18 protein-coding genes are annotated in these 21,759 nt (G+C 73.9%); 15 read left to right on the top strand and 3 right to left on the bottom strand.

The window, feature by feature from the left end; translation table 11 throughout:
- Positions 1-70: 70 nt before the first annotated feature.
- The gene (locus LZF96_RS21310; protein ID WP_233875452.1) at positions 71-1,177 is read right to left on the bottom strand and encodes a LacI family DNA-binding transcriptional regulator; all 1,107 of its coding nucleotides are present in this window, start codon (positions 1,175-1,177) and stop codon (positions 71-73) included.
- Positions 1,178-1,390: 213 nt separating this feature from the next.
- On the opposite strand from LZF96_RS21310, the gene LZF96_RS21305 reads away from it, so the two are divergent.
- From LZF96_RS21305 to LZF96_RS21260, 10 genes are all read left to right on the top strand, one after another.
- Positions 1,391-2,722, top strand: a complete 1,332-nt coding sequence (locus LZF96_RS21305) for an MFS transporter (protein WP_233875450.1) — start codon at positions 1,391-1,393, stop codon at positions 2,720-2,722.
- A gap of 58 nt (positions 2,723-2,780) precedes the next feature.
- Entirely contained in the window at positions 2,781-4,142 is a 1,362-nt protein-coding gene (gene pafA / locus LZF96_RS21300; RefSeq protein WP_233875448.1) for a Pup--protein ligase, read from the top strand.
- 115 nt (positions 4,143-4,257) lie between these two features.
- Complete coding sequence (locus LZF96_RS21295) at positions 4,258-5,274, top strand: FKBP-type peptidyl-prolyl cis-trans isomerase (RefSeq protein WP_233875444.1); 1,017 nt, start codon at positions 4,258-4,260, stop codon at positions 5,272-5,274.
- A gap of 269 nt (positions 5,275-5,543) precedes the next feature.
- Positions 5,544-5,915: an FKBP-type peptidyl-prolyl cis-trans isomerase gene (locus tag LZF96_RS21290; RefSeq protein WP_233875442.1), complete on the top strand. Its 372-nt coding sequence runs from the start codon at positions 5,544-5,546 to the stop codon at positions 5,913-5,915.
- Between the two features lie 181 nt (positions 5,916-6,096).
- Positions 6,097-7,050, top strand: coding sequence for a YafY family protein (locus tag LZF96_RS21285; RefSeq protein WP_233875440.1), 954 nt, complete (start codon positions 6,097-6,099; stop codon positions 7,048-7,050).
- A 74-nt stretch (positions 7,051-7,124) separates the two neighbouring features.
- Positions 7,125-8,084: a YafY family protein gene (locus LZF96_RS21280; protein ID WP_233875438.1), complete on the top strand. Its 960-nt coding sequence runs from the start codon at positions 7,125-7,127 to the stop codon at positions 8,082-8,084.
- A 145-nt stretch (positions 8,085-8,229) separates the two neighbouring features.
- Positions 8,230-8,457, top strand: coding sequence for a hypothetical protein (locus LZF96_RS21275; RefSeq protein ID WP_233875436.1), 228 nt, complete (start codon positions 8,230-8,232; stop codon positions 8,455-8,457).
- 484 nt (positions 8,458-8,941) lie between these two features.
- Positions 8,942-9,217: a Sec-independent protein translocase subunit TatA gene (gene tatA / locus LZF96_RS21270; protein WP_233875434.1), complete on the top strand. Its 276-nt coding sequence runs from the start codon at positions 8,942-8,944 to the stop codon at positions 9,215-9,217.
- A 191-nt stretch (positions 9,218-9,408) separates the two neighbouring features.
- Positions 9,409-10,290: a twin-arginine translocase subunit TatC gene (tatC, locus tag LZF96_RS21265; RefSeq protein ID WP_267941199.1), complete on the top strand. Its 882-nt coding sequence runs from the start codon at positions 9,409-9,411 to the stop codon at positions 10,288-10,290.
- 237 nt (positions 10,291-10,527) lie between these two features.
- A complete protein-coding gene (locus tag LZF96_RS21260; RefSeq protein ID WP_233875429.1) occupies positions 10,528-13,443 on the top strand; it encodes an RNA helicase in 2,916 nt (971 codons plus the stop codon).
- A gap of 55 nt (positions 13,444-13,498) precedes the next feature.
- On the opposite strand, the gene LZF96_RS21255 is transcribed toward LZF96_RS21260, so the two are convergent.
- Positions 13,499-14,449, bottom strand: a complete 951-nt coding sequence (locus LZF96_RS21255) for a 5'-3' exonuclease (protein WP_233875466.1) — start codon at positions 14,447-14,449, stop codon at positions 13,499-13,501.
- Positions 14,450-14,822: 373 nt separating this feature from the next.
- Between LZF96_RS21255 and LZF96_RS21250 the strand changes: the two genes are divergently transcribed.
- From LZF96_RS21250 to LZF96_RS21235, 4 genes are read left to right on the top strand one after another with little or no spacing between them, the layout of a single operon-like run.
- Positions 14,823-15,884, top strand: coding sequence for an iron ABC transporter substrate-binding protein (locus LZF96_RS21250; protein WP_233875427.1), 1,062 nt, complete (start codon positions 14,823-14,825; stop codon positions 15,882-15,884).
- 7 nt (positions 15,885-15,891) lie between these two features.
- Positions 15,892-17,523, top strand: coding sequence for an ABC transporter permease (locus LZF96_RS21245; protein WP_374203298.1), 1,632 nt, complete (start codon positions 15,892-15,894; stop codon positions 17,521-17,523).
- Positions 17,520-18,677 carry an ABC transporter ATP-binding protein gene (locus tag LZF96_RS21240; protein WP_233875425.1) on the top strand — a complete coding sequence of 386 codons (1,158 nt, stop codon included), beginning with the start codon at positions 17,520-17,522 and terminating at the stop codon, positions 18,675-18,677. Before LZF96_RS21245 ends, LZF96_RS21240 begins: the two co-directional genes overlap by 4 nt.
- Complete coding sequence (locus tag LZF96_RS21235) at positions 18,674-19,456, top strand: helical backbone metal receptor (protein WP_233875423.1); 783 nt, start codon at positions 18,674-18,676, stop codon at positions 19,454-19,456. The genes LZF96_RS21240 and LZF96_RS21235 overlap by 4 nt, the downstream gene beginning before the upstream one ends.
- Here the strand turns inward: LZF96_RS21235 and LZF96_RS21230 are convergent.
- The gene (locus LZF96_RS21230) at positions 19,364-20,137 is read right to left on the bottom strand and encodes a gamma-glutamyl-gamma-aminobutyrate hydrolase family protein (RefSeq protein ID WP_233875460.1); all 774 of its coding nucleotides are present in this window, start codon (positions 20,135-20,137) and stop codon (positions 19,364-19,366) included. The genes LZF96_RS21235 and LZF96_RS21230 overlap by 93 nt on opposite strands.
- A 197-nt stretch (positions 20,138-20,334) precedes the next feature.
- Between LZF96_RS21230 and LZF96_RS21225 the strand changes: the two genes are divergently transcribed.
- On the top strand, positions 20,335-21,729 hold the full coding sequence (locus LZF96_RS21225) for a glutamine synthetase family protein (protein ID WP_233875421.1): 1,395 nt from the start codon (positions 20,335-20,337) through the stop codon (positions 21,727-21,729).
- The last annotated feature ends 30 nt before the right edge of the window (positions 21,730-21,759 follow it).

Below are 21,759 nucleotides of genomic sequence, written 5' to 3'. Positions count from 1 at the left end.
CCCCCCCCCCCCCCCCCCCCCCCCCCCCGCCCCGATGCACCCGCCGCCCGGCCGGGCCCGGCCGACGAGGTCATCCCGCTCCGGTCGGCACGGGACCGGTGGACCCGCGCGGCACGAACCGCACCGGCAGCACCCGGGTGCCCGGCGTGCCGCCGGCCAGGACCTCCAGCAGTGCCCGCATCCCCGCTCCGCCCATCTCCTCGGCGGGCAGTCGCACCGTGGTCAGTTCCGGCTCCACCGCGGTGGCCAGCGCCAGGTCGTCCACTCCCGTCACCGACAGGTCCTCCGGCACCCGCAGCCCCGTCCTGCGGGCGGCCTTGCACGCCCCGGCGGCCAGGACGTCGTCGTCGCAGACCACTGCGGTGGGACGGGGGCGGGCGGACAGCAGCCCCTCCGCCACGACCGCCGCCTCCCGCACGTCCAGCACGGCCCGGGCCCTTCCCGCCAGGGAGCGGCCCGCGGCGGCCAGTTCCGCCTCCAGGGCCCGCCCGCGCGCCCGGAAGGTCCAGGTGTCGATGTCGGCGGCCAGGTGGACGATCCGTCGGTGCCCGACCTCCAGCAGGTACCGGCCCACCCGCCGCAGGCCCTCGGGGACGTCGGGGTTGACCGTCGCCGCAGCCTCGCTGTCCTCGGGGTCGCTGTCCAGCATCACCAGGGGCAGACCGCCACCGCGCAGGGCCCGCAGCGCGTGCGAGGCCATCGAGGAGGCGATCACACCGTCCAGAGTGGCGCCGGCCGAGGCGAAGGGGTCGGGTGCCGGGCCGATGCCCTCGGGGGAGGGGAACAGCACCACGCTCATCCCCCGCTCGGCGGCGACGGCGGCCGCGCCGGCGTGCACCCGGGCGAAGAACTCGTTGGTCAGGGCCGGGACCACCAGCAGGACCGTGCCGGTGCCCCCGCTGCGCAGTCGGCGGGCGGCGAGGTTGGGCCGGTAGCCGAGTTCCAGGGCGGCCTCCCGGACCTCCTCGGCCCGCGCCGGGGAGACCCGGCCCCGCCAGCGGTCCCGCAGGACCAGGGAGACGGTCGCCTGGGAGACCCCGGCGCGCTCGGCGACATCCCGACTGGTGGGTCGGGAGGACCCCGCCGGTCCCGTCGATCCCGCCGGTCCGGCGGGGGAGGCGGCGAGTGGGCTCGTCGAGGTGTCGTCCCCCGTCGCCGAGTCGCTCCTGCGGTTCATCCGCCCCATCCCCTGTCGTTCCCGGCGTCCGTCCCGTGGCGTGCCGTGCGTGCCGTTCCGGCCGTTCCCGGTGGGGCCGCCCGTTCGGCGCTCCCGTCGGGAGCGCCCCATGCTACGTTTGACGGGTTCGGTTATACGTATGACGCGCAGGACGCGCACGGCCTCCCGCGTCGGGACCCGCGCCCGACCGGCGCCCGTTCGGGAGGACCCCCGATGGCCACCGGCTACCTGGAGTTGCTGCGCGCCCGGCACACGACCCGACTGCTCGTCGGCACCCTCGTGGGACGCCTGCCCTACGGCACCGCCGCGCTCGCGATCGTGATCTTCGTCCGGGCCGAGGGCGGTGGATACCCCCTCGCCGGTCTCCTGGCCGGGCTCTACGGCCTGGCCACCGCCGTGGGCCAGCCCCTGCTCGGCCGACTGGCCGACCTGTACGGCCAGCCACGCGTGATGCTCCCCTCGGCCCTCGTCTCCGCGGTGGCCATGGGCGCCTTCGCCGTCTCCGGCCTGGACCCGCTGCCGCTCGCCCACGCCGCCGTCCTGGTCGCCGGCCTGACCACCCCGCCCCTGGAGGGCGGGCTGCGGGCCCTGTGGCCGAGCGTCCTGCGCGGTGAGGGGATGCTGCACCGCGCCTACGCCCTGGACGCGGTGGCACAGGAGATCATGTTCGCCGCCGGCCCCCTGGTGGTGCTGGTCCTGGCGGGGGTCTGGTCCCCGGCCGTCGCCCTCCTGGTGATCAACGCGTTCGGCGTGCTGGGGGCGCTCTCCGTGGTCGTCTCCGAACCCTCCCGTCGTTGGCGCAGCGCCCCGCGCGAGGCGCACTGGCTCGGGGCCCTGCGCTCGCCCGGCCTGCTGTCGCTGTTGGGCGCGTTCTTCTTCATCGGCGCGGCACTCGGCGCGATCGCCGTGGCCGCGGTGGCCTGGGCGGAGGTGCGCGGTGACGAACTGGCCTCCACCTGGCTGCTCTCCGGTCTCGGCGCCGGTGCCCTGCTCGGCGGTCTGCTGTACGGGGCCCGGCACTGGAGCGGGGAGCCGGAGCGGCGGTTGCGCCTGCTGGTCGTCGCCCTGGCCGTGGGGTATCTGCCCCTGCCGCTGGCCCCGGACTCGCTGGTCCCGATGACCGCGCTCGCCGCGCTCGCCGGACTCTTCCTGGCGCCCGTGTTGGCCTGCGCGTTCGTGGTCATCGACCGGCACGCCCCCACCGGCACCGTCACCGAGGCCTTCTCGTGGCTGGTGACCACCTTCGGGGTGGGCTCCGCGTTGGGTACCGCCGCCGCCGGCCCGATCCTGGAACGCTGGGGGACGGACGCCGGCTTCGCCGTCTCCGCGGTCGGCGGTGTGGCGGCGGTACTGGTCCTGGTGGCGACCCGTCGGGTGCTGGGCACGCCCGTGCGGCGTACGGCACCGGTCGCGGGGACCGCCGTGGCGCCGGTTCCCGGTGCCGCCCCCACCGAACCGGCGCTCCCGCTCGGCTCCGACGCGCCGGGCGCGGGGGGTGCCGGGGGCGTCGGAACCACCGGGGGAGCGGCCGGCCCCCGGAAATGATCCCCTCCGGCGCGTCGGAGCCGGTTTGCCGGGGCGTCCCCGGGCGTACTGTTCACTCATGGACCGCCGAATCTTCGGGCTGGAGAACGAGTACGGGGTCACCTGCACCTTCCGGGGACAGCGTCGGCTGTCCCCGGACGAGGTCGCCCGGTACCTCTTCCGCCGCGTCGTGTCATGGGGCCGCAGCAGCAACGTCTTCCTCCGTAATGGTGCCCGGCTCTACCTCGATGTGGGCTCGCACCCCGAGTACGCCACTCCCGAGTGCGACAACGTCATCGAGCTGATCACCCACGACAAGGCGGGCGAGCGGATCCTGGAGGGTCTGCTCGTCGACGCCGAGCGCCGGCTGCACGAGGAGGGCATCGCCGGTGACGTGTATCTGTTCAAGAACAACACCGATTCCGCCGGCAACTCCTACGGCTGTCACGAGAACTACCTCGTGGCCCGGCACGGCGAGTTCTCCCGCCTCGCCGACGTCCTCATCCCCTTCCTCGTCACCCGCCAACTGATCTGTGGGGCGGGCAAGGTCCTGCAGACCCCGCGCGGCGCGGTGTACTGCGTCAGCCAGCGCGCCGAGCACATCTGGGAGGGGGTCAGCTCGGCGACCACCCGTTCCCGTCCGATCATCAACACCCGTGACGAGCCGCACGCCGACGCCGAGCGCTACCGCCGGCTGCACGTGATCGTCGGCGACTCCAACATGTCCGAGGTCACCATGCTGCTCAAGGTGGGCGCCACGGACCTGGTGCTGCGCATGATCGAGGCCGGCACGGTCATGCGGGATCTCACCCTGGAGAACCCCATCCGGGCGATCCGCGAGGTCAGCCACGACATCACCGGGCAGCGCAAGGTGCGCCTGGCCACCGGTCGGGAGGCCTCCGCGCTGGAGATCCAGCAGGAGTACTACGAGAAGGCGCTGGACTTCTGCGAGCGTCGCGGTGCCCGCACCGGTATCACCGCCCGGGTGCTGGAGCTGTGGGGCCGCACCCTGGACGCCGTCCGTGAGGAGCGGCTGGACCGGGTGGAGACCGAGATCGACTGGGTGATGAAGCACCGCCTGATCGAGCGCTACCGGGCCAAGCACGGTCTGTCCATGTCCAACCCCCGGGTCGCCCAACTGGACCTGGCCTACCACGACATCCACCGTCGACGGGGTCTGTACTACCTGCTGGAACGGCGCGGGCAGGCCAAGCGGGTGTGCAACGACCTGAAGATCTTCCAGGGCAAGTCGGTGCCCCCGCAGACCACCCGGGCCCGACTGCGCGGCGACTTCATCCGTCGCGCCCAGGAGCAGCGCCGCGACTTCACGGTCGACTGGGTGCACCTCAAGCTCAACGACCAGGCGCAGCGCACCGTGCTGTGCAAGGACCCCTTCCGCTCGGTCGACGAGCGGGTGGAGAAGCTCATCGCGGGGATGTGATCCGGGCAATCGCGTGCCTCCCGGGGCGAGTGACGCCGGCTTCGTCGGGTGAAGCCGTAGGGTGGGGCGGGACCGGAGGGTTCCGCCCCCACCCCCTCTACCGCGAGTTGGACTGATGACCCCCACGAAGAGAGCACACCGCCTCGTCGCGGCACTCGCCGTCCCGGCCCTTCTGCTGACCGCGGCCTGCGGCAACGCCGAATCCGAGGTCGACGACGGCGAGAGCGCGACGGCGTCCTGGCCGGTCGCGACGGTGACCGGCGACATGGGTGAGGAGCCCGAGGTCGGCGTCGAGGACGACGCCGAGCGGTCCGACGAGACCCGGGTGGACGTCCTGGTGCAGGGCGACGGACCGGAGGTGTCCGACGGCGACTACCTGCGGGCGGGCCTGCTGGTGCGGTCCCCCGACTCCGAGCAGGAGGACCTCGTCAACACCTGGCGTCCGATGGTCGCCGACCCCGAGGGCGGGGAGGAGCAGCAGGCCGAGGAGGGCGACCCGGTCTACGCCGCGCTCCGGGTGAACGTCGACGACCTGCTGCCGCCCGCCGCCACCGAGCCGCTGATCGGCGTCAACGAGGGCAGCCGGGTGGTCGTCCAGGGCTCGGCCGTGGAGCTGATCGGTGACATCGCCACCCAGCTCGGCTTCGAGGAGGACGACAGTGTCGTCTTCGTCTACGACGTGGTCACCGTGATCGACGCGCAGGGCCGGGCCGAGGGCGAGCAGGCCCCCGTCGAGGAGGGCATGCCCGAGGTCGAGGCCGACGGTACCGAGCCCGCCGTGATCACCGTTCCGGAGGGCGAGGACCCGCCGCGGGAGCTGCGTTCCCAGGTCCTCATCGAGGGCGACGGGCCCGAGGTCGAGGCCGGCACCCAGCTCATCGCCCAGTACACCGGCGCCGCCTGGAGCGACGGCGAGGTCTTCGACTCCTCCTGGAGCCGCGAGGCCGCCGCCAAGTTCGGCATCGGCGTCGGCCAGGTGATCCAGGGGTGGGACGAGGTGCTGGTCGGCAGCAACGTCGGTGACCGGGTGCTGCTGGTCATCCCGCCGGAGCAGGGCTACGGCGGCGCGGAGGGCCACGAACTGCAGGAGGAGACGTTGGTCTTCGTCGTCGACATCCTGGACGCCGTCTGACCCGGGGCCCCGCCCCGGCACCCGGGGACGCGGACCGCTCACCGAGCCGTACCGCGCCGGTCCCGTCCCCGCCCCCGTCTCCCGCGGGCCCCACCCCCGGAAGGGGGAGGCCGGCGGGTCCTCCCGGCGCCCCACCGGGGCCGGGAGCACGCGCGGCGCACCCCGGCGCCTCCGCGCGCCGAACCCGCGCGAACCCCGCGGCGGCCCCACCGGTGACCGGTGCGACACCGTCGCGGCCACCACCCACGCACACATCACAGGAGCAACGCGTGAGCAACACCAAGCCCGAGGTGGACTTCCCGGGTGGCGAGCCCCCGGCCGACCTGCAGATCACCGATGTCGTGCAGGGGGACGGCCCGGAGGCGAAGGCCGGTGACACCGTCTCCGTCCACTACGTGGGCGTGTCCTTCGGCAGCGGCGAGGAGTTCGACGCCAGCTGGAACCGCGGTCGTCCGCTGCAGTTCCAACTCGGCGCCGGGCAGGTCATCGCCGGCTGGGACCGCGGGGTGCAGGGCATGCGGGTCGGCGGCCGGCGTCAGCTGGTCATCCCGCCGCACCTGGCCTACGGCGACCGCGGCGCGGGCAGCGCCATCAAGCCGGGCGAGACGCTGATCTTCGTCTGCGACCTGGTCTCCGTCTGAGGCGGTCCGCCGGGCCGTTTCCCTCCGAGGTTCCCGACGTTCCCGGTGCCCCCGGGACGCGGGGATCGGACCCCTGGCCCGTTCCCCCGACCGGGGGAACGGGCCCGAACTTTCGCCCGGGGTCGTGATGGCGGTACGGTCGGTCACCGGGGTGTTCCACGAAGAAGAGGGCGGATCGGCGATGGCGATTCCCAAGGCCGAGCGGCTGATGAATCTGGCGCTGTGCCTGCGCGGGAGCGGACGGCCGCTCACCAAGCGCGAGCTGCGCGCCACCATCGAGGCGTACCTGGAGGTGTCCGGCGAGGACGCCTTCAACCGCATGTTCGAGAGGGACAAGGACGACCTCCGCGAACTGGGCATGGTCATCGAGACCGTGGAGAGCGTGGAGGGCGAGACCGCCTACGTCGCCCGCCCCGACAGCAACCGCCTGCCCCCGATCACCCTGGACATCGCGGAGGCCGCCGCCCTGGGGCTGGCCGCCCGGGTGTGGCAGCAGGCCCGGCTGGCGGGCGCGGCCAGTGGCGCGCTGCAGAAACTGCGCGCGGCCGGGATGCCCGAGGCCGACGCCGAACGCGAGTCCGGCTGGGTGCTGGAGCCCCGCATCCCCGGCGGTGACGCGGCCTTCGAACCGCTGATGATCGCCTGCCGGGAGCGCCGCCCCGTCACCTTCCCCTACCGCAAGTCCACCGCCGCCCGCCCCGGGACCCGACAGGTGGAGCCGTGGGCGCTGGAGTGCTGGCACGGTCACTGGTACCTGGCCGGTTGGGACCGGGACCGGGGCGACCGTCGGGTTTTCCGGCTCTCCCGCATCACGGGGCGGGTCACCTCCCGCGCCGGTTCCTTCACCGCGCCGGTCCCGGACCGGGTCGAGATCCGTGAGGCCGTGGCGGCGTGGGCGGGGGAGAAGCCCCTGGGCCGGGCCCGGATCCGGCTGCGGACCGATCGGGGCTACCCCCTGCGGGCCAGGGCCCACGGGACGCGACGGATCGACGACGATTGGGACGAGCTGGAGATCCCGCACGGCCACGGGCTGGGGGCCTGGCTCGCGGAGTTCGGCCCCGACGTGGTGGTCCTCGAACCGGCCGACCTGCGGGCCGACGTGGTGGACCGCCTGCGCGCGGTGGCCAAGGGCTGACCACACCGGACGCCCCGTGCCGGGGGAGCCGGGAGACGGATGACGAACGAGAGCAGCGGAGAAGAGGCACCCACATGGCGTCCAACGCCATCGACCGCACCCGGCGGATGCTGTCCCTGGTCACCTACCTGCGCGACCGCCCCGGCGCCCGGGTGGAGGAGGTCGCCCGCGCCTTCGGCGTCGGCGAGGAGACCCTGATCTCGGACCTGCGGCTGCTGCCCATGTGCGGGATCAGCTACCGGGGCGGCGACCTCCTGGACATCGACACCGACGGTGAACAGATCTGGTGGCACAACGCCGAGGCGGTCTCCGACGGAGCCCGCGAGCCGCTGCGACTGGCCGCCGACGAGGCCACGGCCCTGCTCGTGGCCGCCCGCGCGGTGGCCGCGCTGCCGGGTCTGCGCGAGGGCGACCGTGAAGCCCTGCTCACCGCCACCGCCAAGCTGGAGGAGGCGGCCGGCGAGACCGCCGGGGCCAGCTCGCGGCTGACGGTCACCTTCGAGTCCGAGGGCGAGGTCTTCGCCGACGTGGAGCGGGCGCTGGCCGAGCGCCGTCGGCTGCGGTTGCGCTACTACTCGCCGGGGCGCGACGCCGTCTCCGAGCGCGAGGTCGACCCCATCCGGATGATCGCCCCGGGCCACACCTACCTGGAGGCGTGGTGCCGCCGTTCCGAGGCGCGCCGCACCTTCCGGTTGGACCGCATCGCCGGGATCGAGGTGCTCGACGCCCCGGCCGAACCGCCGGCGCTGGAGCCCCGTGACCTGGGCGCGGGCCTCGTGCAACCGGCCCCCGACGACCCCGAGGTGGTCGTCGAGGTCGGCCCCGGGGGGCGCTGGGTGGCGGAGTACTACCAGCCGGAGAGCACCGAGGAACTCGCCGACGACGGACTGCGGATCACCCTGCGCACCGCCGATCCGGCGGGACTGCGCCGGCTGGCCCTGCGGTTGGGGCGCGACGGTCGGATCGTCTCCCCGCCCGAGCTGGCCGAGAGCGCGGTGACCGCGGCCCGGGAGGCCCTGGCGGCCTACGAGTGACGCGGTCGGGGTGATCCCGGCGGCACGCGCGCGCCGGCGGGGCCCCGGTGAGCGTCCCGATCACCCGATCGCGGCGTTCCGGATCGCGCCGCGCCCCGGTGGGCCGGGCCCGCCGTCCGGGTGAACGCCCGGTAGTCTCCGGGGCATGTTCTGGCCGATGCTCCACGTAGCCCTCGCCTTCTGCGGCGTCGCCGTGCTCGGCGTCCTCGCCGTCCGGGTCGGCCTGGAGGTGAACCGTTTCTCGCGGGCGGTGGCCGGGAGCTCGGAGCGGATCGGGCGAGCGGCCGAGGAGTTGGAACGGGTCGCCGGGCCCGCCGTGCGCAAGGGCGCCGAGCTGCGCGCCGAGTACCGGGCCGGCGACACCTCGCGCTGAGACCTTCCCCACGTACCCACCGGCCCCCCGGCCCCACCCTTCCTCCCCCGTTCCCCTCGACGGGACCGAGGCCAACGGCTCGGGTGTGCGCGAACGGCATCCCGACCGGGGCCGGGAGGGCCGGGCCGGGGGTCACGATCACGGACGCCCCCGTCCCCGACGGTTCCTCTCCCGATTCCGCGGCCCCCGGGACACCGTCGCGCGGCGGGCGGCCCGCGCCCCGCGCACCCGCCCGGGGCAGCTCCCCGCGCCTCCGGCTTCCGGGAACCCACCCCCGTCCCGCCCGTCCCGGCCGGTGCCGTCACCCGGCGGGCGGCGGCGCGCACAATCGGCGACGTCCGGGCATTGCCCGGTGTTCACCCCCGGGCGTTAGGATTGCCGGGCGTGCACAGCGTGTCGCCGAGGCGGGGATCCGGACCACCGGCCGGCCTCTCCGACACCGGGGACCTCCCCGCGCAGCCCCGTATGGAGAAGGTAGACGGATATGGGCCAGATCGGACCGTGGCAGATCGTTATCATCCTCGCCGTCGTGGTGCTGCTCTTCGGCGCGAAGCGGCTGCCCGACACGGCGCGGGCGCTGGGCAAGTCGCTGCGCATCCTCAAGAGCGAGACCGGCGCGATGAAGAACGACCCGCCCGCCGCCCCGGAGGCGGACGAGCAGCAGGCGCCGCCCGCCCCCAAGACCATCAAAGCCGCCCCCGGTGACATCACCGGCGGCCGACCGGTCGAGGAGCCGCGGAGCAGCACCCACCAGGCCTGACCCGCCGGGCCGGTCGGGACTCCGGCACAGACGGGGCCGGCCGGTCCGACCGGACGGGCCGGCCGGGACTCCGCACGAGATGAGGACGAGGGGTGCTCGGGTCGATCCGCAACCGACACACGGATGACGGGGCGAAAGCCCGCAAGGGTCGCGGTCGGGGCGCCGCCCGCGAACGCGACGCCGAGGGCAGGATGCCCCTGGGTGAGCACCTGCGGGAGTTGCGCAACCGCCTGGCGATCGCCGTGGGGGTGATCGTCGTCATCACCTGTGGCGCGATGTTCTTCGCCAAGGACATCATGAACGTGCTCACGGCGCCGCTGCCCGCCTGCCCGCGCGGCGCACCGCCCGAGGAGTTGGACGGCCCCTGCGCGTCGCTCACCATGGACGGTCTGACCTCACCGTTCATCACCTACATCAAGGTCTCCCTCTTCACCGGCCTGGTCATCGCCTCGCCGGTGTGGCTGTACCAGATGTGGGCGTTCGTGGCGCCCGGCCTGCACCAGCACGAGAAGAAGTACACCCGGGCCGTGGTCGCCTTCGGCGTGCCGCTCTTCCTGACCGGCTGCTGGTTCGCGTACTGGCTGCTGCCCCGGGCCATCGTGGTGCTGCTCGGCTTCACTCCCGAGGGCGCCGAGAACCTGGTCACGGTGGAGAACATCCTGGACACCATCGTCCGGATGGCCATCGCCTTCGGCTTCGCCTTCGAGTTGCCGCTCGTCCTGGTCCTGCTCAACCTGGGCGGCGTGGTCAGCGGGCAGCGGATGCTGGGTTGGTGGCGGGGGATGGTGCTCGGCATCGCGATCTTCTCCGCCGCGGTCACCCCCACCGACCCGGTCTCCATGATCGCGCTGGCCATCCCGGTCACCGCCCTGTACTTCGTCGCGGTCGGGATCTCCCTGCTCAACGACCGCCGTCGGCGCCGTCGGGACCCGGACGCGAATCTCTCCGACGACGAGGCCTCCGACATCGACCTGACCCCCTCGCCCATCGGGGTTCCGGACCGGACGGACCCCGCGCCCGATCCCGGCGGGGCGGACGGGCGACGCCCGGGCGGCTGGGACGACGTGACCTGACGGGTCCGGTCGGACCCGACGAACCGGTGGGGCGGGCGGCGCGAGGTCAATCCGGACCTGGAGCGGATGGATTGCCGCGCACCGCCCGCCCCACCATCGTCTCCCCGGTTCCCGTACCCCCCCCGCCCACCGGGTCCTCCGGGCCCCGGGGCGTCCTCACGGCTCCCACCGGCGGTTTCCGACCCGGCGCGCAATTCCCCGCCGGTTGTCGGCCGGGGCCGGTAGGCTCGAATGACCATGACCGACGATCACTTCCGGACCGCGAATCCGCAGACCGGTTCCGCTGCCGGCCCCCCGCCCGATTTTTCCGAGGCACCCCCCGACGACCCGGACGGAGAGCTTCTCGAGGACCTGTCGCCCGCCCGGCGGTACGCCCTCGCCCGACGGCGCGCGGCCGAACGGGCGACCGAACTGCACGCCTTCCGGGAGGGCTACGACTTCCCCCTCGACCCATTCCAGCTCGACGCCTGCCGGGCCCTGGAGGCCGGTAAGGGCGTATTGGTGGCCGCTCCCACCGGTTCGGGGAAGACGGTGGTCGGCGAGTTCGCCGCCCACCTGGCGCTCGCCCGGGGCCGCAAGTGCTTCTACACCACTCCCATCAAGGCGCTCTCCAACCAGAAGTACGCCGACCTCGCCGCGCGGCACGGCGCCGAGCGGGTCGGTCTGCTGACCGGTGACAACAGTGTGAACTCCGACGCGCCCGTGGTCGTGATGACCACCGAGGTGTTGCGGAACATGCTGTACGCGAACTCCCGGGCGTTGGACGGCCTGGGGTACGTGGTGATGGACGAGGTGCACTACCTCTCCGACCGCTTCCGGGGCGCGGTGTGGGAGGAGGTCATCATCCACCTCCCCGAATCGGTCACCCTCGTCTCGCTGTCCGCGACCGTCTCCAACGCCGAGGAGTTCGGCGACTGGCTGGACACCGTGCGCGGTGACACCGAGGTGATCGTCTCCGAGCACCGTCCGGTACCGCTGTGGCAGCACGTCCTGGCGGGCCGGCGGCTGTACGACCTGTTCGAGGAGCGCGGCGGGCGGCGCGAGGTCAATCCGGACCTGGAGCGGATGGCCCGTATGGAGCACTCCCGCCCCTTCGCACGCGACGGCCGGGGACGCCCCCGGCGCGAGGCGGATCGGGAACGGGAGCGCCGGCAGCGCGCCCGGGTGTGGACGCCGAGCCGCCCGGAGGTCATCGACCGGCTGGACGCCGACGGTCTGCTGCCCACCATCACCTTCATCTTCAGCCGGGCGGGGTGCGAGGCCGCCGTGCGCCAGTGTCTGGTCTCCGGCCTGCGGCTGAACGACGCCGCCGAGCGGACCCGGGTGCGGGAGACCGTCGAGCGGCGCATCACCGCCATCCCCGACGAGGATCTCCACGTCCTGGGGTACTTCGAGTGGCTGGAGGGGCTGGAGCGCGGCATCGCCGCCCACCACGCCGGGATGCTTCCCACCTTCAAGGAGATCGTCGAGGAGTTGTTCGTCGCCGGGCTGGTCAAGGCGGTCTTCGCCACCGAGACCCTCGCTCTGGGCATCAACATGCCCGCCCGCTCGGTGGTGCTGGAGAAGCTGGTCAAGTGGAACGGCGAGCAGCACGCCGACATCACCCCCGGCGAGTACACCCAGCTCACCGGCCGGGCCGGACGGCGCGGCATCGATGTCGAGGGCCACGCGGTGGTGCTGTGGCAGCGCGGGATGAACCCGGCCGCCCTGGCCGGCCTGGCGGGTACCCGCACCTACCCGCTGCGCTCCTCCTTCCGTCCCTCCTACAACATGGCGGTCAATCTGGTCGCCCAGTTCGGGCGCGAGCGCTCCCGGGAACTGTTGGAGGCGTCCTTCGCCCAGTTCCAGGCCGACCGCTCGGTGGTCGCGCTCGCCCGGCGCGTGCAGCGCAACGAGGAGGGCCTGGAGGGCTACCTGGAGGCGATGACCTGCCACCTGGGGGACTTCGCCGAGTACTCCGACCTGCGCCGGCGCCTGAAGGAGCGGGAGAACGAACTGGCCCGCCGGGGCGCCGGACTGCGGCGGGCCGCCGCGGCCGACGCGCTGGAGAAGTTGCGGCCGGGTGACGTCATCCACGTGCCGGCCGGGAAGTTCGCCGGGCTGGCCCTGGTGCTGGACCCCGGTGTCCCGGGAGGTGGTCGCAACGGCCACCGTGAGGGCCGGTGGACCCGGGAGCCGGGGGAGGGGCCCCGCCCCCTGGTGCTCACCGCCCAACGCCAGGTCAAGCGGCTCAACGAGGCCGATTTCCCGGTGCCGGTGGAGCCGTTGGACCGGATGCGGATCCCCAAATCCTTCAACGCCCGCAGCCCGCAGTCCCGACGCGACCTCGCCTCCGCGCTGCGCACCCGGGCCGGTCACCACGAGCCGGAACGGCAGCGCCGTCGGCGGTCCGACGCGGCGGAGGACCCGGTGATCACCGAGTTGCGCACGGCGATCCGCGCCCATCCCTGCCACGGTTGCGACGAGCGGGAGGACCACGCCCGATGGGGCGAGCGGTACCAGCGCCTGACCCGGGAGACCGGTCAGTTGCGGGACCGGGTCGAGGGCCGCACCAACACCATCGCGCGCACCTTCGACCGGGTCCACGCCCTGCTCACCGAGCTGGACTACCTGAGCGGGGACGAGGTCACCGTCCACGGCCGCAGGCTCTCCCGGCTCCACGGCGAGCTGGATCTCCTGGCCGGGGAGTGCCTGCGGGAAGGCGTCTGGGAGGGGTTGGAGCCGGCCGAGCTGGCCGCGTGCGTGTCGGCGCTGGTCTACGAGGCGCGCAACGTCGACGACGCCCTGGCGCCGGAACCGCCCGGCGGCCGGGTCAAGCACGCCCTGGACGAGATGGGTGTCATCTGGAGCCGGCTGGACGACCTGGAGGAGCGGCACCGCATCGCGCAGACGGCGGGCGTGGGCCAGCGGCAGCCGGACGCCGGGTTCGCCCGGCCGGTGTACCGGTGGTCCCGGGGCGACGGCCTGGACCCGGTGCTGCGGGAGGCCGACATGCCGGCCGGTGACTTCGTGCGCTGGTGCAAGCAGGTCATCGACGTGCTGGGGCAGGTCGCGGCCGCCGCGCCGGCGGAGAACAGCACCGTGCCGCGTGCCGCGCGTCGCGCGGTGGAGTCGCTGCTGCGGGGCGTGGTCGCCTACAGCTCGGTGGGCTGATCGGCTCCCCTTCCGCCCCGGTGGGCCGGGGCGGAAGGGGAGCCGTGGCGTCGGCTCAGCGGGGCGATTGCGCGGCCAGGGTCTCCACCACTCGGCGCAGCGAGCCGCCCAGACCCCACCGGTCGGCCAGCTCCGACAACGCAGTCGGGTCGGCGGGGGCGGTCGGCGGGGTCGGATCGATCGCCGGCAGCGGCAGGTCGTCCACCACCCGCACCACCCGGGGCGCGACGTCCAGGTAGTCGGCGGCGGCCAGCAGATTCCGACGCCGGGCGGGGGTCAGCCGGGTGGCCGGATCGTCCGCCGCGGCCCGCACCCCCGCCAGGTCCCCGTACTCCACCAGCAGTTGGGCCGCGGTCTTGTCCCCGATGCCGCGCACGCCGGGCAGTCCGTCGCTGGGGTCGCCGCGCAGGACCGCGAAGTCCGTGTACCGGGACGCCGGGACGCCGTACCGCTCGCGGACCACCTCCTCGGTGACCACGTCGCAGTCGCCCACGCCCTTGCGGGGGTACAGCACCCGCGCCTCCCGCGCGTCGTCCACGAGCTGGAAGAGGTCGCGGTCACCGGTGACCACGAGCACCGGTCGGTCGGCCCGACGGGCGAGGGTGCCGATGACGTCGTCGGCCTCGTGGTCGGTCGCGCCCAGTCGGGCGATCCCCAGGGCGTCCAACACCTCGTGGATGATCGGGACCTGCGCGAGGAGGGAGTCCGGTGCCTCCTCGGCCTCCCCGGCGGCGTTCCCGGTGGTCCCGCCGGCTCCGGTCCCGACTCCGGTGCCCTCGGCGACCCGGTGCGCCTTGTAGGACGGGATCAGCCGTACCCGCCAGGTCGGTCGCCAGGCGGTGTCCAGACAGGCGACCAGCCCGGACGGGCGGTGATCCGCCATCAGGCGGGCGATGAAGTCGAGCAGGCCGCGCACCGCGTTCACCGGCGTGCCGTCGGGCGCGCGCACCGATTCGGGGACACCGAAGTACGCGCGGTAGTACAGCGAGGACGTGTCCAGCAGCATCAGTGGCGCCGACCCCGGAGGCGGGGTGTCGGCGGCCGTGTCGGGCCCGGGGGCGGTGGGTGCGCTCATGGCCCGATCATGCCGCACGGGTCCGACGGTCGGGGTAGACGGTCCGGGGGAGCCGTCGTCCGCGGGTGCGCCGGACACGGCGGTTGACGAATCGTCATCCGGGCCGACGTCGCACGGCCGGAACACCGGTTGGTTTCGTTGATCGATCGATACCGGGAGTGTGAGCCACACCCTTGACGCTTAGGTGAGGGTTACCTTACTGATGGGGTGGTCCGGGAACCACCCGGAGAACGGCGCCCCTCCTCCGCGGGCGGCGCCATCCGCGACACGCCCTTCCCGGGCGTGCCGACAGAAAGGCCTGGTCATGCGACGCCACCGCCGGACAGCCGCCGCCCTCACCGGGGCTGCGGTGCTGCTGACCACCCTCGTGGCCTGCGGCACCGACGAATCCGCCGGGACCGACGGGAGCACCGACGAGGCGACGGCCGGGGACACGGGCGAACTGACCGTCTACTCCGGCCGCAACGAAGAACTCATCGATCCCCTGATCGCCCGTATGGAGGAGGCCACCGGGCTGGACATCACCGTCCGCTACGGTGACACCGCCGAACTCGCCGCCGCCCTCATGGAGGAGGGCGACCGCACCGCCGCGGACCTGTTCATCGCCCAGGACGCGGGAGCCCTGGGCGCGCTCTCCCGCGAGGGCCTGCTGCGGGAATTGCCCGCCGGGACCCTGGAGGAGGTGGAGCCGGCCTTCCGCGGTTCGGCCGACGACTGGATCGGGATCTCCGGCCGTGCCCGGGTCGTGGTCTGGAACGCCGAGAACGTCGAGGAGTCCGAACTCCCCACCGATTACCGGGAACTCAACGACGCCCGCTGGGAGGGGCGCGTCGGCTACGCGCCGACCAACGCCTCCTTCCAGTCCTTCGTCACCGCCCTGCGCGTCCTGGAGGGGGAGGACGCCGCGCTGGAGTGGCTGACCGACCTGCGGGAGCACGGCGAGGTCTACGAGCGCAACGGCGCCATCCTGGACGCGGTGAACGCCGGTGAGATCGACCTCGGCCTGATCAACCACTACTACTGGTTCGCCAAGGCCGCCGAGGAGGGCGAGGAGAACCTCGACGCCCGCCTGCACTTCCTGTCCGGTGGCGACCCCGGCTCCCTGATCAACGTCGCCGGCGTGGGTGTCACCGCCCGGGGTGACGGCGAGGAGGCGGCCCTGAAGGCCGTGGACTTCCTGCTCTCCGAGGAGGCCCAGCTGTACTTCGCGGAGGAGACCAAGGAGTACCCGCTGGCCGCCGGCGTCACCAGCCCGGTGGAGGGGCTGCCCCCGCTGGAGTCCATCGAGGCCCCGGACATCGACCTCACCGACCTGGACTCCCTGGAGCGGACCCTGGAACTGCTCCGGGAAGCCGGAATGGTCTGAGGGGGTCGTGAGCACGCCCGGTCGATCGTCCCCGACGGTCCCCGCCCGCCCGGACGACACCACGGTGTCGGCCGGGCGGGCGCCCCTCGTCCCCCCGGACGCCGCCCCCACCCGGCGCCGCCGGTACCGGGGGGATCGCCGGATCCCCCTCGTCCTCGCCGTCCCGGCGGCCCTGACCGCCGCCTTCGCCCTGCTACCCCTGGTCTACCTCGGTGTGCGGGCGCTGGAGCACGGCCCCGACCGCGCCCGGGAGATCGTCGTCTCCCCGCGCACCCTGGAACTGCTCGGCAACAGCCTGCGGTTGACCCTCACCGTCGTGCTGATCACCCTCCTGCTCGGTGTCTCGCTGGCCTGGCTGACCCAGCGCACCCGCCTGCCCGGCGCCCGGCTGTGGACGATGACCGCCACCCTGCCGCTGGCGGTCCCCAGCTACGTGATGGCCTTCGGCTGGCTCTCCGCGGTGCCCGGCGCGAGCGGTTTCACCGGGGCGGTCCTCGCTCTTTCCCTGGCCTGCTTCCCCTACGTCTTCCTCCCGGTCGCCGCCGTGCTCCGGGTCTCCGACCCAGCCCGTGAGGAGGCGGCCCGGGCCCTGGGCCACTCCGCGACCGGCGTCTTCCTGCGGGTCACCCTGCCCGGGTTGCGCCCGGCGGCCCTGGGCGGGGCGCTGCTGGTCGCGCTCTACGTCGTCTCCGACTTCGGGGCCGTGTCGATCATGCGGTACGACACCTTCACCCGGGCGATCTTCATGTCCTACCGGGCCAGCTTCGACCGGACCCCGGCCGCCGCGCTCGCCTGCGTCCTGGTGGTCATCACCCTCCTGCTGGTGGCCGCCGAGCGGCGGGTCCGGGGTCGGGGCGAACCCGCCGGCGTCGGCCGGGGGGCGGCCCGCCCGCCCCGACGGGTTCCGCTGGGCAGGCTCGCCCCCCTCGCCCTGGCCTGGTGCGCGACGGTCGCCTCCGCCGCGGTGCTGCTGCCCGTCGGCACTCTGGTGTGGTGGATCGTCACCGGCTCCTCCGCCACCTGGCAGCCCGCCGCCCTCGCCGCCACCGCCTGGACCACGATCGCGGTCGCCGCAGCCGGGGCCGCCCTCACCACGCTCCTGGCGCTGCCGGTCGGCGTGATCGCCGCGAGATACCGCACCCGCGCCTCCCGGGCGCTGGAACAGGCGGCGTACGCGGCCCACGCGCTGCCGGGCATCACGGTCGCCCTGGCCTTCGTCTTCCTCTCGGTGCGCTATGCCCGACCGCTCTACCAGGAATACCCCCTGCTGGTCATCGCCTACGCGGCGCTCTTCCTCCCGCTGGCGGTCACCGGGGTGCGCACCGCCGTCCAGCAGTCACCGGCCGTTCTGGAGGACGTCGCCCGGACCCTGGGGCACGGACCGCTCGCCGTGCTGCGACGGGTCACGCTGCCGTTGGCCGCCCCCGGTGTCGCCGCCGGCGCGGCACTGACCTTCGTGGTCATCATGAAGGAGCTGCCGCTCACCCTGCTGCTGCGCCCCAGCGGCATGGACACCCTCGCCACCCGGCTGTGGACCCATACCGAGAACCAGGCCCACGCGGCCGCCGCACCCTACGCCCTGGCGCTGATCCTCATCGCCGCCGTTCCCGCCCACCTCCTGGGGAGACACCGCTCGTGAACGACCTGAGCGTCCGCGGCCTCGTGAAGTCCCACGGCCCCGACGGACCCGTCCTGCGCGGCCTGGACCTGGACGCCGAGGCCGGCGGTCTGGTCGCCGTGCTGGGTCCCTCCGGCTGCGGGAAGACCACCCTGCTGCGGGTGGTCGCCGGCTTCCTGCGTGCCGACGCCGGTACCGTCACCGTCGGCGGACGGGTGCTGACCGGTCCCGGCACGCACGTCCCGCCGGAACGGCGGGCGGTGGGCATCGTGGCCCAGGAGGGTGCTCTCTTCCCGCACCTGGACGTCGCCCGCAACATCGCCTTCGGCCTCACCGACCTGTCCCGGGCGGCGCGCCGCAGTCGGGTGGCGGAGATGCTGGACCTGGTGGGCCTGGCCGACCACGGCCGTCGGATGCCGCACGAGCTCTCCGGCGGTCAGCAACAGCGGGTCTCGCTCGCCCGGGCCCTGGCCCCCCGTCCCGCCCTCGTTCTGCTGGACGAACCCTTCAACGCCCTGGACAGTTCCCTGCGCACCGGCCTGCGCGCGGACGTGCGTGCCGCCCTCCGGGCAGGTGGGGCCACCGCCCTGCTGGTCACCCACGATCAGCAGGAGGCGCTCTCCGTCGCCGACTCGGTGGCCGTGGTCCGCGACGGCCGGGTGGTCCAGCAGGACGATCCGCGCCGGCTCTACCACCATCCCGTGGACGCCCGGGTGGCGTGCTTCGTCGGTGACGCGGTCGTGCTGCCCGGATCGGTGGAGGGGACCGCCGGGGACCGGGCGGACACCCCGCTCGGCGAGATCCTCCTCCCGCCGGCCACCCCGGCCGCCACGACGGGTCCGGTGGCGTCACCGGCGGGGCGCGGCACCCCGATCACGGTGCTGCTGCGTCCCGAACAGCTCCTCCTGCGCGCGCCGGGAACCGCCGACGCGGTCGAGGGCACGGTCGTGGATGTCCACTTCTACGGCCACGACGCGGTGGTCACCGTGCGGGTGCCCGGCCTGGACCGCCCGGTGGAGGTGCGCCACCCGGGGACGGTGGAGGTACGGCCCGGTGACCCCACCGGCCTGGTGGTGACCGGTCCGGCCCTGCTGCACACCCCGGAGACCCCCGCCGGGGTCGAGGCGGAGGTGGGCACGGAGGTGTCCGCGGACACCGCGGCGGCGACCCGATGACCCGCGAACGCCGGACACCCGCCCCGCACCGGGTCGTCAGCCTCGTGCCCTCGCTCACCGAGGCGATCGCCGCCTGCGCGCCGGAGTCGCTGGTCGGCGTCACCGACTGGTGCTCCCACCCCGCCGACCTGGCGGCCGAGCGGATCGGCGGAACCAAGAACCCCGACCCGGCGCGGATCCTCGCCCTCGCGCCGGATCTGGTGGTCGCCAACGAGGAGGAGAACCGGCCCACCGACCTCGAGGCGCTGCGGGCCGCCGGACTCACCGTCCTGGTCACCGTGATCCGCACCCTCGATGAGGCCCTCGCCGAGTTGGAACGGGTCCTGGTGACCGGCTGCCGACTGCCCCGCCCCGCCTGGTGGGAGGAGGCGCGCGAGAACTGGCACGCCGTCCGACCGGTGGTCGACGCCCCGGTGATCGTGCCGATCTGGCGCCGACCGTGGATGGTGCTGGGGCGGGACACCTTCGCCGGGGACCTGCTCTCCCGGCTGGGGGCGCGCAACCGTTTCGCCGACGCCTCCGACCGCTACCCCCGGGTTCCGCTGCCCGACCTGCGCGCCGCCGGCGCCGGCCTGGTGGTCCTCCCCGACGAGCCGTACGCCTTCGGGCCCGGCGACGGCCCGGAGGCCTTCCCGGAGCTGCCCGCCGCCCTCGTCGACGGGCGCTCGCTCACCTGGTACGGGCCGTCACTGGTGGAGGCGCCCCACCGTTTGGGTGCCGCGCTGCTCGACCCGCTGCCGCCCGCCGGGAGACCGGCCCCCGGCCTCGGGAGCCCCTGACCGGCGGGCGGCGGCCCGGGTCACCAAATCCTCCATCAGCCGCAGGTCCTCCCCGGCCTCCGGGTGCCACTGCACCCCCATCGCGAACCCGGCGGAGGGCAGTTCGACGGCCTCCACCGTCCCGTCCCCCGCCCGGGCGCAGACCACCAGCCCCTCGGCGAGCCGGTCCACGGCCTGGTGGTGGTGGGTCGCGACCTCGGAGACCGTTGTCCCCAGCAACCCCGCCAGCCGGGTGCCCGGCACCGGGCACACCGGATGGGTCTCCCAGGTGCCGGGCGCGCCCGCGTGGCCGTCCAGGTGCTGGACCAGCGTCCCGCCCAGCACCACGTTCATCAACTGCATCCCCCGGCACACACCCAGCAACGGCACATCCGCCTCCAGGGCCGCCGCGATCAGCTCCGACTCCCACACGTCGCGCTCGTGCGCGGGCGGACCGGTCCGCGGATCCCGGGAGGCGCCGTACCGGGCCGGGTCCACGTCCGGACCGCCCGCCACCACGACGCCGTCCAACCGCTCCACCACCGCCCGCGCCGCCCCCGGCTCCGGATCGGGCGGCAACAGCAGAGCCCTCCCACCGGCCCGCTGCACCAGCCGGTGGTAGTCGGCCGGCAACAGCGCCGCGGGCAGTTCCCAGGCACCCCACCGGGCCACCGGCTCCAGGTAGGTGCTCACCCCGATCATCGGCGCCCCCGCCCCGGCCGGGGCCCCCTGCCGTTCCACGATCGCGCTCCCGCGGGTCCGCCGGCCGCGCGCCACGGTGTCGCGCGCCGCCGGATGCTCGTCCCTCCGTCGCCGGTCCCCGGCGCGCATGAGCGGGGGACCGACCCGGGCACCCGTACCCTATGGCATCCGGCAGCAGCGATCGGGAGGGCCCACTCGTGACACCAGCGGACCGCACGCCCCCGCTTTCCGTCGAGGAACTGCGGGCCCGGGTCGATCTCGGGGAGATCGACACCGTCGTCGTGGCCTTCACCGACATGCAGGGCCGACTGCAGGGCAAACGGTTCGCCGCCCGCCACTTCCTCGACGAGGTGCTGCGGCACGGCACCGAGGCCTGCGCCTACCTGCTGGCGGTCGATGTGGAGATGAACACCGTCGACGGCTACGCCATGTCCTCCTGGGACACCGGCTACGGGGACTTCGTCCTGCACCCGGACGTCGACACCGTGCGCCGGGTGCCCTGGCACCCGGCCACCGCCATGGTCACCGCCGACCTCGCCTGGCCCGACGGCCGTCCCGTGGCCGCCTGTCCGCGCGGCATCCTGCGCCGCCAACTCGACCGACTGGCCGAACGCGGCTGGACCGCCCTGGTCGGCACGGAACTGGAGTTCATGGTCTTCCGGGAGAGCTACGAGGCCGCCGGCGACGCCGGTTACCGCCGGCTCACCCCGGTCAACCGCTACAACGTGGACTACTCCCTGCTGGGCACCGGACGGATCGAGCCGTTGCTGCGCCGCGTCCGCAACGGGATGGCCGGGGCCGGGATGGTCGTGGAGTCGGCCAAGGGCGAGTGCAACCTCGGCCAGCACGAGATCGTCTTCCGCTACGCCGACGCCCTGACCACCTGCGACCAGCACTCGATCTACAAGACCGGGGCCAAGGAGATCGCCGCCGACGAGGGCGTCTCGCTGACCTTCATGGCCAAGTACGACGAGCGGGAGGGCAACTCCTGCCACATCCACCTCTCGCTGCGCGACGCGGACGGGCGGCCCGTCTTCGCGACCGGCGCGGCGGCCGGCTCCGAGGGGATGTCACCGACCATGCGCGCCTTCCTCGCCGGTCAGCTCGCCTCGTTGCGGGAGTTCTCCCTGCTCTACGCGCCCACCATCAACGCCTACAAGCGCTTCCGGCCCGGCTCCTTCGCGCCCACCGCCGTCGCCTGGGGAGCGGACAACCGCACCTGCGCCCTGCGGGTGGTGGGCCACGGCCCCGGCCTGCGGCTGGAGAACCGGGTGCCGGGCGGTGACGTCAACCCCTACCTGGCCGTCGCCGGGATGATCGCCGCCGGCCTGGACGGCGTGGACCGGGGGCTGGAACCGCCCGAGCCGTGCACCGGCAACGCCTACGCCGCCGCGGGGACCGGGGGGGACGAGGAGCACGTGCCGCGCACCCTGCGGGAGGCCGCCGACCTGTGGGAGCGCGGTGACACCGCCCGCGCCGCCTTCGGCGACGAGGTGGTCGAGCACTACCTCACCATGGCGCGGGTGGAACAGAAGGCGTACGACGGGGCCGTGACGGACTGGGAACGGGTGCGTTCCTTCGAACGCATGTGACCCGTGCGCGGGATCCGTCGAACCCCCGCC

The organism is Streptomyces sp. ST2-7A, from assembly GCF_021390475.1.
In the GTDB taxonomy this organism is placed as follows: domain Bacteria; phylum Actinomycetota; class Actinomycetes; order Streptomycetales; family Streptomycetaceae; genus Streptomyces.
The sequence above is the reverse complement of the archived record's forward strand: the minus strand, read 5'-3'. Positions and strand labels throughout refer to the sequence as shown.

Bases quoted from the DNA above. Each gene is read 5' to 3' on its own strand.
- LZF96_RS21310 (WP_233875452.1), bottom strand. From the start codon at position 1,177: ATGAACCGCAGGAGCGACTCGGCGACGGGGGACGACACCTCGACGAGC.
- LZF96_RS21305 (WP_233875450.1), top strand. From the start codon at position 1,391: ATGGCCACCGGCTACCTGGAGTTGCTGCGCGCCCGGCACACGACCCGA.
- pafA (WP_233875448.1), top strand. From the start codon at position 2,781: ATGGACCGCCGAATCTTCGGGCTGGAGAACGAGTACGGGGTCACCTGC.
- LZF96_RS21295 (WP_233875444.1), top strand. From the start codon at position 4,258: ATGACCCCCACGAAGAGAGCACACCGCCTCGTCGCGGCACTCGCCGTC.
- LZF96_RS21285 (WP_233875440.1), top strand. From the start codon at position 6,097: ATGGCGATTCCCAAGGCCGAGCGGCTGATGAATCTGGCGCTGTGCCTG.
- LZF96_RS21280 (WP_233875438.1), top strand. From the start codon at position 7,125: ATGGCGTCCAACGCCATCGACCGCACCCGGCGGATGCTGTCCCTGGTC.
- LZF96_RS21275 (WP_233875436.1), top strand. From the start codon at position 8,230: ATGTTCTGGCCGATGCTCCACGTAGCCCTCGCCTTCTGCGGCGTCGCC.
- tatA (WP_233875434.1), top strand. From the start codon at position 8,942: ATGGGCCAGATCGGACCGTGGCAGATCGTTATCATCCTCGCCGTCGTG.
- tatC (WP_267941199.1), top strand. From the start codon at position 9,409: ATGCCCCTGGGTGAGCACCTGCGGGAGTTGCGCAACCGCCTGGCGATC.
- LZF96_RS21260 (WP_233875429.1), top strand. From the start codon at position 10,528: ATGACCGACGATCACTTCCGGACCGCGAATCCGCAGACCGGTTCCGCT.
- LZF96_RS21255 (WP_233875466.1), bottom strand. From the start codon at position 14,449: ATGCTGCTGGACACGTCCTCGCTGTACTACCGCGCGTACTTCGGTGTC.
- LZF96_RS21250 (WP_233875427.1), top strand. From the start codon at position 14,823: ATGCGACGCCACCGCCGGACAGCCGCCGCCCTCACCGGGGCTGCGGTG.
- LZF96_RS21235 (WP_233875423.1), top strand. From the start codon at position 18,674: ATGACCCGCGAACGCCGGACACCCGCCCCGCACCGGGTCGTCAGCCTC.
- LZF96_RS21230 (WP_233875460.1), bottom strand. From the start codon at position 20,137: ATGATCGGGGTGAGCACCTACCTGGAGCCGGTGGCCCGGTGGGGTGCC.